This window comes from Paracoccus sp. NIOT.M2S5SZ12 (assembly GCF_057748165.1).
Genome location: NZ_JBYLFR010000014.1, coordinates 22,198 through 34,795, shown reverse-complemented (window position 1 = coordinate 34,795; position 12,598 = coordinate 22,198). Strand labels below are relative to the sequence as shown.

General features: G+C 68.8%; 13 protein-coding genes and 1 other RNA gene. 5 read left to right on the top strand and 9 right to left on the bottom strand.

All coding sequences use genetic code 11. The features are described from left to right. Position 1 precedes the first annotated feature (1 nt). The 8 genes from rnd to AC2SGK_RS13165 form a co-directional block, all read right to left on the bottom strand. Positions 2–1,171 carry a ribonuclease D gene (gene rnd / locus AC2SGK_RS13200; protein WP_488324022.1) on the bottom strand — a complete coding sequence of 390 codons (1,170 nt, stop codon included), beginning with the start codon at positions 1,169–1,171 and terminating at the stop codon, positions 2–4. Positions 1,172–1,276: 105 nt separating this feature from the next. Then, on the bottom strand, positions 1,277–1,636 hold the full coding sequence (mnhG, locus tag AC2SGK_RS13195; RefSeq protein ID WP_488323974.1) for a monovalent cation/H(+) antiporter subunit G: 360 nt from the start codon (positions 1,634–1,636) through the stop codon (positions 1,277–1,279). Continuing rightward, entirely contained in the window at positions 1,633–1,920 is a 288-nt protein-coding gene (locus tag AC2SGK_RS13190) for a monovalent cation/H+ antiporter complex subunit F (RefSeq protein ID WP_411838956.1), read from the bottom strand. Before AC2SGK_RS13190 ends, mnhG begins: the two co-directional genes overlap by 4 nt. A 4-nt stretch (positions 1,921–1,924) precedes the next feature. Continuing rightward, on the bottom strand, positions 1,925–2,395 hold the full coding sequence (locus AC2SGK_RS13185) for a Na+/H+ antiporter subunit E (protein WP_488323973.1): 471 nt from the start codon (positions 2,393–2,395) through the stop codon (positions 1,925–1,927). A 2-nt stretch (positions 2,396–2,397) separates the two neighbouring features. Next, positions 2,398–3,897, bottom strand: coding sequence for a Na+/H+ antiporter subunit D (locus AC2SGK_RS13180; RefSeq protein ID WP_488323972.1), 1,500 nt, complete (start codon positions 3,895–3,897; stop codon positions 2,398–2,400). After that, positions 3,894–4,268 (bottom strand): Na+/H+ antiporter subunit C, encoded by a 375-nt coding sequence (locus AC2SGK_RS13175; RefSeq protein ID WP_488323971.1) that lies wholly within the window; start codon positions 4,266–4,268, stop codon positions 3,894–3,896. Before AC2SGK_RS13175 ends, AC2SGK_RS13180 begins: the two co-directional genes overlap by 4 nt. Positions 4,269–4,270: 2 nt before the next feature. Continuing rightward, complete coding sequence (locus tag AC2SGK_RS13170) at positions 4,271–4,687, bottom strand: Na+/H+ antiporter subunit B (protein ID WP_411838952.1); 417 nt, start codon at positions 4,685–4,687, stop codon at positions 4,271–4,273. Between the two features lies 1 nt (position 4,688). Then, positions 4,689–6,971 (bottom strand): putative monovalent cation/H+ antiporter subunit A, encoded by a 2,283-nt coding sequence (locus AC2SGK_RS13165; RefSeq protein ID WP_488323970.1) that lies wholly within the window; start codon positions 6,969–6,971, stop codon positions 4,689–4,691. 432 nt (positions 6,972–7,403) lie between these two features. On the opposite strand from AC2SGK_RS13165, the gene AC2SGK_RS13160 reads away from it, so the two are divergent. From AC2SGK_RS13160 to gndA, 3 genes are read left to right on the top strand one after another with little or no spacing between them, the layout of a single operon-like run. Then, on the top strand, positions 7,404–7,946 hold the full coding sequence (locus AC2SGK_RS13160) for a biotin transporter BioY (RefSeq protein ID WP_488323969.1): 543 nt from the start codon (positions 7,404–7,406) through the stop codon (positions 7,944–7,946). 22 nt (positions 7,947–7,968) lie between these two features. After that, a complete protein-coding gene (locus AC2SGK_RS13155) occupies positions 7,969–8,415 on the top strand; it encodes a PaaI family thioesterase (protein WP_488323968.1) in 447 nt (148 codons plus the stop codon). Between the two features lie 59 nt (positions 8,416–8,474). Continuing rightward, positions 8,475–9,875: an NADP-dependent phosphogluconate dehydrogenase gene (gene gndA, locus AC2SGK_RS13150; RefSeq protein ID WP_488323967.1), complete on the top strand. Its 1,401-nt coding sequence runs from the start codon at positions 8,475–8,477 to the stop codon at positions 9,873–9,875. Between the two features lie 6 nt (positions 9,876–9,881). On the opposite strand, the gene AC2SGK_RS13145 is transcribed toward gndA, so the two are convergent. Next, positions 9,882–10,382 carry a MarR family winged helix-turn-helix transcriptional regulator gene (locus AC2SGK_RS13145; RefSeq protein ID WP_488323966.1) on the bottom strand — a complete coding sequence of 167 codons (501 nt, stop codon included), beginning with the start codon at positions 10,380–10,382 and terminating at the stop codon, positions 9,882–9,884. Between the two features lie 73 nt (positions 10,383–10,455). Between AC2SGK_RS13145 and ssrA the strand changes: the two genes are divergently transcribed. Then, positions 10,456–10,811, top strand: a transfer-messenger RNA (tmRNA) gene (gene ssrA, locus AC2SGK_RS13140). 107 nt (positions 10,812–10,918) lie between these two features. Further along, a complete protein-coding gene (locus tag AC2SGK_RS13135) occupies positions 10,919–12,382 on the top strand; it encodes a methyl-accepting chemotaxis protein (protein WP_488323965.1) in 1,464 nt (487 codons plus the stop codon). Positions 12,383–12,598 lie beyond the last annotated feature (216 nt).

Genomic DNA, 12,598 nt, shown 5'->3' with positions numbered 1-12,598 from the left:
CTCAGCCGACCGGGACGACCTTGACCGCGCCGCCCTTGGCCGACAGCGCGATCTCGCCGCCCGCCAGGCGCAGCGCGTCGCGGCCGAAGACATCGGCGCGCCAGCCCTGCAGCGCGGGCAGGTCGCGGCTGCCGGTGGCGATCGCGTCCAGCTCCGAAGACGAGGCGATCAGCTTGGGCGCGACGCCCGCCGCATCGGCCTTGGCCTTGAGCAGCACGCGCAGCAGGTCCGACAGGGCGGCATTGCCGGGCTTGCCCGGCTCCTCTCCCTTGGGCTGGGGCAGGTCCTTCGATTCCATGCCCGCCTTGACCGCGGCCAGGATGCCGTTGGCGATGTCGCCCTTGCGCGCCTCGCGCAGGAGCAGGCGCGACTTGCCCAGATCGGCCTCGGTCAGCGGCTTGGTCGAGGCCAGCTCGATCATCGCGTCGTCCTTGTAGACGCGCGAGCGGGGGATGTCGCGCTCCTGCGCATAGGCCTCGCGGAACCGCGCCAGCTCGCGCAGGATGGCCAGGAAGCGCGGCGAATTGGTGCGGGTGCGCACCTTCAGCCAGGCCTCCTCGGGGCGGGTGATATAGGTCTCCGGGTCCTCCAGGACCGCGATCTCCTCGGCCAGCCAGGCCTCGCGGCCGGTCTTCCTCAGCTCGGCCGACAGAAATTCGTAGATCACCCGCAGATGGGTCACGTCGGCCAGCGCATAGGCCGCCTGCGCATCCGACAGCGGCCGGCGCGACCAGTCGGTGAAGCGCGACGACTTGTCCAGGTCGGCCCGCGCGATCTTGCGCACCAGCGTCTCGTAGCCGACCTGCTCTCCGAAGCCGCAGACCATGGCCGCGACCTGGGTGTCGAACAGCGGCACCGGGAACAGCTGCGCGTCGTGATAGAAGATCTCCAGGTCCTGGCGGGCGGCGTGGAACACCTTGACCGTCGGCTCGTGGCGGAACAGGTCGTAGAGCGGCTCCAGCGACAGGCCCTCGGCCAGCGGATCGACCAGCACGGCATCGCCGCCGGAGGTCTTCGCGGTCGATGCCGGCGGGATCGCCAGCTGGATCAGGCACAGCTTGGACCAGTAGGTCCGCTCGCGCAGGAACTCGGTGTCGACGGTGACGTAGGGGGCCTGTTTGGCCGCCTCGCAGAAGCGGGCCAGGTCCTCGGTGCGGGTGATGATGGTGATGTCGTGGCTCATGCGCTCTTTCAGGTCGGGCGGTTCGTCCGCCAAGCCATCAGCATTACGCCCCGCGGCGCGGCTTGGAAAGACCTGACGCCGCGACCCCGCGCCTCAGCGGGGACCGTCATCCTCCGGTCGCGCGCGCAGCGCCTCGGCCACGCCCGGCTCGCAGCGGGTGTTCGGGGCCATGGGCACCCCGGTGCGGAAGGCCGCCCGGCCGATCAGATGCGCCGCGACCGGCGCGGTCATCAGCAGGAACAGGATCGCGGCCAGCGCGCGGGCGATCACCGTCGTCTCGGCAAAGGCCACGGCCACCGCGACCAGGATCAGCCCGGACCCCAGGGTGCCCGCCTTGGTCGAGGCATGCATCCGCGTCAGCAGGTCCGGCAGGCGCAGCACGCCCATGCCCGCGGCAAAGCAGAACACGCCCCCCGCGACGACCAGCGCGGCGATGATGATGTCGGTGATCATGTCAGCTCCTCGGCCTTGAGCAGGATGCGGCGCTCCAGATAGCGGGCCAGGCACACGGTGGCCAGAAAGCCCACCAGCGCCAGGACCACGGCGACGTCCAGAAAGCCCGCGCTGGCCGATTGCAGCGCCGCCAGCCCCCCGAAGGAGACCAGCTGCACCGTCATCAGGTCCAGCGCGACGATGCGGTCGGCGAGCGACGGCCCGCGCACCAGCCGGATGGCCGCCAGGATCACCCCCAGGATGACCAGGACGAAGCCCAGAAGGATGGCATAGGACAGGATCATGGCTCTACTCCGTCGCCTCGCGGATCCAGACCTCGAAGCGGTCGCGCACCTGCGCGCGGATGGCGTCGGGGTCCTCGCCGAACATGGCGTGCACATACAGCGTCTTGCGGTCTTCCGAGACGTCCAGCGTCAGCGTGCCGGGCGTCAGGGTGATGAAGTTGGCCAGCAGCGTGATCTGCAGGTCGGTGGTCATGGTGATGGGCACCGCGACCAGCGCGGGCTGCGAGGACTGGCCCGGCGTCAGCACGTCGCGCACCACCGGGATGGCGCTGACGACCAGCTCGTAGACGAACATCACCGCCAGGCGCGCGCCGCAATACAGCCGGCGGAAGTAATGTCCGGTCTTGGGAAACAGCGGCCGGACCATCCACATCGCGCCCATGCCGACCAGAAATCCGGTGATCATCCCGCCGATGGTCAGCCCGCCCGTCAGGGCCATCCAGGCGAAGGCCAGAACGACGTTGATCGCGAACATGTTCATGGCCGCACCCCCAGCACGGTTTCGACATAGTCGGTCGGGTCCAGCAGCTGCCCCGCCGCCCGTTCGGCGAACTGCATGAAGGGTTCGGGATAGAGGCCGATCACGCAGGTCAGCACAGCCAGCCCGATGATCGGCCCCATCAACGCCACCCGGTCGAAGGCCGGCAGGTCCGACAGCCGCGGCTTGATCCCGTCGGGATGGGCCGGCCAGAAGGCCGCACCCCAGATCTTGGTCATCGAGAAGATCGTCAGGAGGCCCACCGCCAGCGACACGCCCGCCACCAGCCACATCTGAAGGTCCAGCGCGGCCTTGACCACGACGTATTTCGCCCAGAAGCCCGACAGCGGCGGAAAGCCCGCCAGCGAGAAGGCCGGGATCAGGAACAGGAAGGCCAGCAGCGGCGCATGGGCGTAAAGCCCGCCAAGCCGCGCCAGGTCCGTCGATCCGCCGATGCGCTTGGCCACGCCGGCGACGAAGAACAGGTTGGCCTTCACGATGATGTGGTGGACCAGATAGAAGACCGCGCCGACCAGCCCCAGGGGCGTATAGAGCGCCAGGCCCAGGATCATGTAGCCGATCTGGCTGATGATGTGGAAGGACAGGATGCGCCGGAAGTCGTTCATCGCGGCCGCGCCCAGGACGCCCGTCACCATGGTGAACACCGCCAGCCACAGCAGGATCGTGTGCGTGAAGGCCACGTCCTGATCGAAGATCAGCGTGAAGGCCCGGATCAGCGCATAGACGCCCACCTTGGTCAGCAGGCCCGCGAAGATCGCCGACACCGCGACGGGCGGCGTATGATAGGAGGCGGGCAGCCAGAAGAACAGCGGGAACAGCGCCGCCTTGACCCCGAAGGCCACCATGAACATCACCGCGACCGTGGTCAGCAGGCCGGTGTTCTGGACCTCGCGCACGGCCAGGTGCAGGTCGGCCATGTTCAGCGTGCCGGTCATGCCATAGAGCAGCCCCGTCCCCGCCAGGAACATCACGGTCGAGACCAGGTTCAGCAGGACATACTTGATCCCGCCGTCCAGCTGCTCGCGGCTGGCGCCCAGCACCAGCAGGCCGAAGCTGGAGATCAGCATGACCTCAAACCAGACATAGAGGTTGAACAGGTCCCCCGTCACGAAGGCCCCGCAGACCCCCATCAGCAGCGTGTGCAGCAGGGCGTGAAAGCCCAGCCGCTCCAGCCGGGGCGAGATCTCGGACAGGGCATAGACGACGGTGGCAAGCCCGGTGATGGCGGTGATGACGACCATCACCCCGCCCAGCAGGTCCGCGACGAGCGTGATGCCGAAGGGCGCGGGCCAGTTCGACATCTGCGCCGCGACCACGCCCCGCTCCAGCACCTGCGCCATCAGCGCGATGCTGGCCACCAAGAGCGCGACCATCCCCGCGACCGAGATCCAGCGCCCGGCGGGCGTGGTGCGGAACAGGTAGGACAGCACCGCCGTCAGCAGCGGAATGAGGATCGGATAGACCAGGAGCCAGCTCATTTCCCGGCCTCCTTGCCCGCGTCGGCGGGTTCGGCGACGCGCATCTCGTCGCTGTTGACGGTGCCGAGCGACATGTAGGTGCGATAGACCAGCGCCAGCGTGAAGGCCATCAGGCCGAAGCCGATCACGATCGCCGTCAGCACCAGCGCCTGCGGCAGCGCGTTGGCCACGACCCCGGCGGGCGCATAGTCGCCCGGCTCGATCAGCGGGGGCGCGCCCGGCGTCAGGCGGCCGCTGGCGAAGATGGTCAGGTTGACCGCGTTCGACAGCAGCACCAGCCCGAACAGAAAGCGCAGCACGTTGCGGTCCAGCATCAGATAGACGGCGGTCGCGACCAGGATCCCCACCGACAGGGCAAGCAGCAGCTCCATCGTCAGACCTCCTGTTCCAGGGCAAAGACCAGGGTCAGGATTCCGCCGAATACGGCCATGTAGACTCCGATATCGAAAACCAGCACGGTGGACAGTGGCACATAGCTGTCGCCGTCGCGGAACAGGAACAGCCATTGTCCGGTGAAGAAGGGCTGGCCCGCGAAGGCCGCGCCGATGCCGCCCAGGGCCGCGACGCCCAGGCCCGCCATCGCCAGGTTCGACGGGTCGATGCGCAGCGCGCGGCGCGCCTCGTCCACGGTCGTGGCGATAGTGTAGAGGATGAAGGCCGTGGCCCCGATCAGCCCGCCGATGAAGCCGCCGCCGGGCAGGTTGTGGCCGCGCAGCAGGGCATAGACCGAAAAGACGATCAGCAGCGCGGCCAGCAGGCGCGTGGTCGTGGTCAGGATCAGCGACTGCATCTCAGCTCTCCTCCTTGTCGCGGCGGGGGGCGCCGCGCAGCAGGGCGAAGGCGGCGATGGCGGCCATGGCGACCACGGTGATCTCTCCGAACGTGTCCAGCGCGCGGAAATCGACCAGGATCACGTTGACGATGTTGCGGCCATGCGCCTCGGGATAGGAGGTTGCCTCGAAATAGGTGGTCAGGCGGCGGTCGAAGTCGGTGGCCATCACCGACATCAGCAGCGCGCCCGTCACGCTGCCCACCCCGGCCGCGATCAGCGCATGGCCCTTGCGGAACGCGGTCTTCGAGCGGCGCGGCAGATAGGGCAGGCGCAGCATCGCCAGCGCGATCAGCACCACGACCAGCACCTCGACCAGCAGCTGCGTGATGGCGACGTCCGGGGCGCTGAACATGATGAACATCAGCGATACGCCGATGCCGGTGATGCCCATGCCCGTCACCGCCGTCATTCGGCTGTGCGTCCACACGGTCAGCAGCGCGCCCGTCACGATCAGCGCCAGCACCGCCCATTGGACGGGATGCACGCCGCCCTCGGCCGGGACCGGCACGCCCTTGAAGGCGCCGCGCAGCAGATAGGTGCCGCCGACCAGCACCACAAAGGCGCCGAAGGTCACCGCCATGTAGCGCTGCAGCGAACCGGTCTGGATCAGCGCGGTCTGCCAGGCGGCGAAGGCCTTGAACCCGTCCAGAAGCCGGTCCCAGCCCGCGTCGAAGTCGATCGGGTTGCGGGCCTCGAAGGCGGCCAGGCGGGCGCGCAGGGGCTGATGCACCCGGTAGACCAGCCAGCCCGCCGCAAAGGTCAGCAGCGACAGGATCAGCGCCATGTTGACCCCGCCCCAGAGATAGAGATGCACCTCGCGCACCTCGCCGAAGACCGCATGCGTCGCGGGGCCGACCAGGTAATGGCCCAGGACACCCGGCAGCAGGCCGAAGACCAGCGACAGCGCGCCCAAGACCAGCGGACCGACCAGCATCGGCCAAGGGCCTTCATGCGGGGTCCTGGGCGTGTCCTTCAGCGGGCCGCGGAACGGGCGCAGCGCGACGATGCCGCCCACCGCGAACATCAGGACCGACGCGGCGAAGATCATCCCCGTGACCCAGAGCGCGGCGAATCCCTCCAGCCCCAGCCCGGCCTTGTACATGAATTCCTTGCCGATGAAGCCGATCATCGGCGGGATGCCCGCCATGCTGATCGCGGCCAGCGCCGCGGCCAGCCCGGTCAGCGGCATGGCCTTGGAGAGGCCCCCCAGCACGCCTGCCTCGCGCGTGCCGGTGGCGTGGTCCACGATGCCGATCATCAGGAACAGCGCCGCCTTGTAGAGCGAATGCACCACCAGGAACAGCATCGCCGCCATGATCGCGTAATGCGTGCCCGCGCCGATGAACATGGTCAGCGTGCCAAGCGCCATCAGCGTCGTATAGGCCAGCACCTGCTTGATGTCGCTCTGCCGCATCGCCATGACCGAGGCGAAGACCGCCGTCACGCCCCCGAACAGGATCAGCGTCCAGAACCACGCATCCGTCCCACCCAGAGCGGGGTTCATGCGCGCCATCAGGAAGACGCCCGCCTTCACCATGGTGGCGGAATGCAGATAGGCCGAGACGGGCGTGGGCGCCGCCATGGCGTTGGGCAGCCAGAAATGGAACGGCACCTGCGCCGATTTGGTGAAGGCCCCCGCCAGGAACAGCAGCATGATGGCCAGATACCAGGGATGGGCGCGCAGCATCTCGCCCTGGGTCAGGATCTGGGACAGCTGGAACGTGCCCGCGACGGTGCCCAGCACGATGATGCCCGCCAGCAGGATCAGCCCGCCCGTGCCCGTGACCAGCAGCGCCTGAAGCGCGGACCGCCGCGACTTGGCGCTGTCGGCGTTGAAGCCGATCAGCAGGTAGGATGCGATGGTCGTGATCTCCCAGAACACGAACAGCATGATCAGGTTGTCGGCCGTGACCAGGCCCAGCATGCCGACCATGAACATCAGCAGATAGCTGACAAAGCGCGGATAATCCGGGTGATCGCCCAGATAGCGGGCCGAATACAGCGTCACCGCCGCACCGATCCCGGTGATCAACAGCGCAAACGTCAGGCTGAGCCCGTCCATCAGCACGCTGAGGCTGACGTCCAGCGACGGCACCCAGGGAATGCCCAGAACCTGCGGCCCTTGGACGACCTGCGGCAGCCAGCCCAGCAGGTACACGAACAGCACCGTCGGCAGCGCGATCGAGATCCAGCCCGCAGGCCCGCCCATCACGCGTTCAACCGGTCGATAATCGTCAGCCATGTCTCGAACCCTTGTCGCGGCATGCAATGGCCCAAGGGCTTAGCACCCTTCATCGGCGGAAAACAGTCGCGGCGGGCATGCCGATCCGCCCGTCAGGGCGGTGAAGCCGCACCGGGTGGCGCGGGGGACGCGCGCGCCCTGTAAATAGGTATGCCCGTTTCGGCACCTGCGCCGCGCAACGCCCAAAGGAGTGCAGATCGCGACAAATTGGCACAGGCTCCTTGGATGCAAAAAACTGCATGTCATGCAGGTCTTGGCGGCGCTTCCACGTGCCATTCGAGCGGGTTTTGCGGCATCCGTGCTTGTGCGCGGGCGCGCCTTGGGCTTGTGTGGCGCGCAAGGACGGTCGGCCTTGGGCCCGCGTGATTCGCGGTCGCCGCCGGGCGTCGCTCAAGGATCACGGACACCACGCCACAGACAGGGGGATATCCCATGCAGTTCACCCAGACCCGCCCCGCAGGCCACGGCCTGACCGCCCGTATCGGCCTGACGCTGGCCGCCGCGGCCCTGATCGCGCTTGGCGCCAAGGTGCAGGTGCCGTTCTGGCCCGTGCCGATGACCCTGCAGACGCTGGCCGTGCTGGTCATCGCGGCGGGCCTGGGGCCGCGCATGGGGCTGGCGGCGATGGGCGCCTACATGGCCGCGGGCCTGGCCGGGCTGCCGGTCTTTGCCGGTTCGCCCGAGCGTGGGCTGGGCCTGGCCTATCTGGCCGGTCCGACGACGGGCTTCCTGATCGGCATGGCGCTGGCCATGGTCGTGACCGGCTGGCTGGCCGCGCGCGGCGGGATGGCTGCGCGCGCCGTGGCGATGCTGGCGGGCACAGTCGCGATCTATGTGCCGGGCCTGATCTGGCTGTCGGCCTTCGTGCCGGCCGACCGGCTGCTGGCGGTGGGCGTCGCCCCCTTCCTGCTGGGCGACATCGTCAAGATCGCCGTCGGCACGCTGGCGCTGCAGCTGCTGTCGCGCCGCGGCTGAGGCCGCAGGGCGCGCGCGCGTGATGGGCGCGACCGTTCCCGACGCCCTCGCCCTGCGCATCAGGTCCAGCTTCGACAGCCAGGGCCTGATGCGCCACCTTGGCGCGCGGATCGACGCGATCCGCCCCGGCACGGTGGTCCTGCACCTGCCCTTCCGCCCAGAGCTGACCCAGCAGATGGGCTATTTCCACGCCGGGGCCACGTCGGCCCTGGCGGATTCGGCGGGCGGCTATGCCGCGATGACGCTGTTCGATCCGACCGACGACGTGCTGACGACAGAGTTCAAGCTGAACCTGCTGAACCCCGCGCAGGGCGAGCGCCTGGAGGCCACCGGCCGGGTGATCAAGTCGGGCCGCACGCTGAGCATCTGCCAGCTGGACGTCCATGCCCTGCGCGACGGCGCGCGCCACCATGTCGCGACCGGGCTGCAGACGCTGATGCGGGTCCGCATGCGTGGGCCGACCCCGTGACTCTGCCGGACCGCTAGCGTAAACATCCCCCGAAACCGGAACGGAGGCGAGGAAAAGACATGGCCAAGGCGCAGATCGGGCTGATCGGATTGGGGACGATGGGGGCGGCGCTGGCGCTGAACATCGCCGAGAAGGGCTTTCCCATCGCGGTCTGGAACCGCACGACCGAGGTGACGCGCCGCTTTGCGCAGGGCGCCGGGCCGCTGGCGGGCAACGTCGTGCCGACCGAGAGCCTGGAGGACCTGATCGCCGCCATCGAGGCGCCGCGCGCCATCATCCTGATGGTCCCCGCAGGAGAGGCCGTTGACGCGCAGCTGGACGCGCTGGCGCCGCTGCTTGGCCCCGATGACCTGGTTATCGACGCGGGCAATGCCGATTTCCACGACACCAACCGCCGCGCGGCGGCCGGGCTGCCCTTCCGCTTTCTGGGCATGGGCGTGTCCGGGGGCGAGGAGGGTGCGCGCCACGGTCCCGCCATCATGGGCGGCGGCGATGCGGCGGATTGGGACCGCGTCGCCCCAGTGATGACCGCGATCGCCGCCAAGGCGGAGGACGGCACCCCCTGCGCCGCGCGCATGGGCGACGCAGGCGCGGGCCATTTCGTCAAGATGGTCCATAACGGCATCGAATATGCCGACATGCAGATGATCGCCGAAGTCTATGGCCTGATGCGCGACGGCATGGGCCTCGAGGCGCCCGCCATCTCCGAGGTCTTCGCCCGCTGGAACGAGGGGACGCTCTCCTCCTACCTGATCGAGATCTCGGCCAAGGTCACCGCGGCGCGCGACCCCCATACCGGCGCGGCCATGCCCGACGTGATCCTGGACCGCGCGGGCCAGAAGGGCACCGGCCGCTGGACCGCGATCGAGGCGCAGCACCTCTCCGCGCCCATCCCGGTGATCGAGGCCGCCGTCATGGCGCGCAACGTCAGCGCCCGCCTGGAGGAGCGTCAGGCCGGCGAGGCCCGCTTCGGCGCCGCCCCCGCCCCGGTCGCGCTGGAGGCGGACGATCTGGAGCAGGCGCTGATCGCGGGCAAGATCCTGTGCTATGCGCAGGGCTTCACGATGATCGCGGGCGCGTCGGACCGCTTCGGCTGGACGCTGGACCTGCCCGGCATCGCGCGGGTCTGGCGGGCGGGCTGCATCATCCGTTCGGCCATGCTGAACGACATGGCCGAGGCGCTGGCCGACGATCCGTCGCGCAACCTGATCATGGCGCCCTTCTTCGCCGACCTGATCGAGACCGCCCTGCCCGCGCTGCGCCGCGTCGTCAGCCAGGGCATCGGCGCGGGTCATGCCCTGCCGGCGCTGGCCTCCGGGCTGATGTGGTTCGACATGATGCGCACCGCGCGCGGCACCGCGAACCTGGTCCAGGCGCAGCGCGACTTCTTCGGCGCGCATGGCTTCGACCGGCTGGACGGCCGGGACGACCACCACGGCCCCTGGGCCATGCAGGGCTGAGACGCCTCAGCGCGGGGCGTCGATCTCTCCCAGTGTCAGCACCGGAGAGGCGTCGATGCCCTGAGCATTCAGCATCGCCGCGACCCGCTCCAGCGATGCAACCAGCTGCGACTGCTCCCAGTCCTGCAGGGCGTGAAAGCCGCTGACGAACTGCTGCTGCAGCGCATCGGGGGCCTGGCGCAGCGCCTCCGTCCCGGCCCTGGTCAGGATCACGTGCATCTGCCGCCGGTCGGCGCTGGAACGCCGCCGTTCGGTCAGGCCGCGCCGGTCCAGCTGATCGACCAGCGCCGTCACCGTGGCCTGGCTGACGCCCATGCGCGTGGCCAGCGCCGTGGGCGTGGCCTGGCGGCCCTCCTGCCCCGACAGGATCTGCAGGACGCGCAGCTTGGCCGGGGTCAGTCCGGCGGCCTGGGCCAGGTCGCGTTCGTACTGCTCGGTCGCGCGTAGGATGCGGCGCAGCGCGATCAGCGCGGCATCGACGCGGAAGGGGGCTGGGTTCTGTGTCATGACCCGCTTGTGCCATCGCGGCCCGGCGGGGGGCAATGGCCGCGACCCGCGAAGGCGCTGACAATCGGTTGAGCGTCTTGCGGCGCGGCGCGCGCTGTCCTATATCTGGGATGTCCCGAGCGATCGGGACTATGGACATAAACGCGCTCGTAATAAGCGGATCGGACCCGGGGGCGGTACCCGGCGACTCCACCAACCACCCCTCATTGGGGGCGAATGGGGTCGAAACAGGATCGACGAACGTCTAAAGGGGTTATGCTTTGTCTCGGTGAGCCACCACCGTTATCGGTGCAAAACGTACAGTTGCCAATGACAACCGTGCTCCGGTCGCGCTGGCTGCGTAAGCAGTCCGCAAGATCGAAACCTAAGCCCTTGCGCCTAGCAGCGTAAGGCGGGGCCCGCAGGAGCCTGGCAACAGAATCCTGCACCTCATCCCCACCGCGGCATGTGAACTTTTCCGTTCGGGCTTCAGGCTTCCTTAATCGCTGCGTTCTATGCTGGCCAAGGTCCGCCCGAGCCATGCGAAAGGATAAGCGGTGATCACCCACGACACGAACGCCTCGATCGAGATCGCGGCACGCCTCGACTTCCTTGGCCTGGACGACCCGACCCGCGCCCGCCTGAAGGCCCTCGCCCCGCAGATTGAGGCCAGCGTCGGCCCCGCCTTGGGTGCGTTCTACGACAAGGTCGCGGCGACCCCGGTCCTGCGCGGCTTCTTCGCCGACAAAAGCCATACCGACCGCGCCCGGGCCAGCCAGGCCGCGCATTGGTCACGGATCGTCTCGGCCGATTACGGACAGGATTACGGTCAATCCGTGCGCCGGATCGGCGCCGTGCATGCCCGCATCGGACTGGAGCCGCGCTGGTACATCGGCGGCTATGGCCTGGTCCTGGACCAGGTGATCCGCGACATGGTGCAGGATCGTCGCACGCTGCGCACCGCGGGGCGCGAGCGTCTGGCGGCCGACATCTCGGCGCTGATCCGCGCCGCGCTGCTGGATATCGACCTCTCGATCTCGACCTATCTGGACCAGGTCGACCAGCGCCGCCAGGAGGTCGAGCGTGCCCAGCAGCAGGCCTTCGACGCGCTCTCGACGGCGCTGTCGCGGCTGGCCGAGGGCGACCTGACCGCGCGGCTGGACCCCGAGCTCTCGGCCCGCACGCGCTTCAACGAGACGATCGAGCAGCTGGCCTCGATCATCGGATCGGTGCGCCATTCGGCCGGCCAGATCGGCAACGGAACCGGAGAGATCGCCGCGGCCTCCGACGACCTGGCGCGCCGCACCGAGCAGCAGGCGGCCAGCCTGGAGGAGACGGCCGCCGCGCTCAACGAGATGACCGACGCCGTGCGCGACAGCGCCGAGCGCAGCCGCAAGGCCGAAGCGATGGCCGCGCGCGCCCGCGAGGTCGCGGCCCACGGCACGCAGATCATGGACCAGACCCGCAGCGCCATGGACGAGGTCTCGGCCAGTGCAGGCGAGATGGGCCAGATCATCGGCGTGATCAGCGAGATCGCCTTCCAGACGAACCTGCTGGCGCTGAACGCCGGGGTCGAGGCGGCCCGGGCGGGCGATGCCGGCCGGGGCTTTGCGGTGGTCGCGGCCGAGGTGCGCGCCCTCGCGCAGCGTTCGGCCGAGGCGGTTCGCACGATCCAGTCGCTGATCGACCGCAGCGTCCAGCAGACGACGCATGGGGTCTCCCTGGTCGGCGCGACGCATCAGGCGCTGGCCGACATCGTCGCCGTCTTCAGCGAGATCGAGGGGATCGTCATCGAGATGGCGGCCACCGCCCAACGTCAGTCGCTGAGCATCTCCGAGATCAACAGCGCCGTGCGCTATCTGGACGACGTGACCCAGCAGAACGCCGCGATGGTCGAACAGGCGAATGCGACCAGCTCCCTGCTGGACGCCGAGGTGCGCGACCTGACAAAGATGGTCAGCAGCTTCACTCTCGCCGCCGACAGCCCCGTGCAAAGACTGAGCTTCCGGCAGGCCAGCTGAACGCCAACCTCGGTGACCTCGCCGCAATCCTTTATCCAGCGTGAGCGCGCCTGCGGGTTTGAGTTTGGGCGGGTTAAGCGATGGTGTGTGGCGCGGAGCTTTGCGGGTTGGGCAGCGTCAGGCCCCGGTGCGGGGTGAAGGTCCGGACGAACGCGGCAGGCGTCTGCCAGCCGATCCTGCGGGGCCTGATCCGGGAGATCCGGATGGTGCCTGATG

Coding starts and splice junctions, on each gene's coding strand:
- AC2SGK_RS13155 (WP_488323968.1), top strand. CDS start 7,969: ATGGGCGCGACCGTTCCCGACGCCCTCGCCCTGCGCATCAGGTCCAGC.
- AC2SGK_RS13145 (WP_488323966.1), bottom strand. CDS start 10,382: ATGACACAGAACCCAGCCCCCTTCCGCGTCGATGCCGCGCTGATCGCG.
- AC2SGK_RS13180 (WP_488323972.1), bottom strand. CDS start 3,897: ATGAGCTGGCTCCTGGTCTATCCGATCCTCATTCCGCTGCTGACGGCG.
- AC2SGK_RS13185 (WP_488323973.1), bottom strand. CDS start 2,395: ATGTTCGCGATCAACGTCGTTCTGGCCTTCGCCTGGATGGCCCTGACG.
- AC2SGK_RS13190 (WP_411838956.1), bottom strand. CDS start 1,920: ATGATCCTGTCCTATGCCATCCTTCTGGGCTTCGTCCTGGTCATCCTG.
- AC2SGK_RS13165 (WP_488323970.1), bottom strand. CDS start 6,971: ATGGCTGACGATTATCGACCGGTTGAACGCGTGATGGGCGGGCCTGCG.
- AC2SGK_RS13170 (WP_411838952.1), bottom strand. CDS start 4,687: ATGCAGTCGCTGATCCTGACCACGACCACGCGCCTGCTGGCCGCGCTG.
- gndA (WP_488323967.1), top strand. CDS start 8,475: ATGGCCAAGGCGCAGATCGGGCTGATCGGATTGGGGACGATGGGGGCG.
- AC2SGK_RS13175 (WP_488323971.1), bottom strand. CDS start 4,268: ATGGAGCTGCTGCTTGCCCTGTCGGTGGGGATCCTGGTCGCGACCGCC.
- AC2SGK_RS13160 (WP_488323969.1), top strand. CDS start 7,404: ATGCAGTTCACCCAGACCCGCCCCGCAGGCCACGGCCTGACCGCCCGT.
- mnhG (WP_488323974.1), bottom strand. CDS start 1,636: ATGATCACCGACATCATCATCGCCGCGCTGGTCGTCGCGGGGGGCGTG.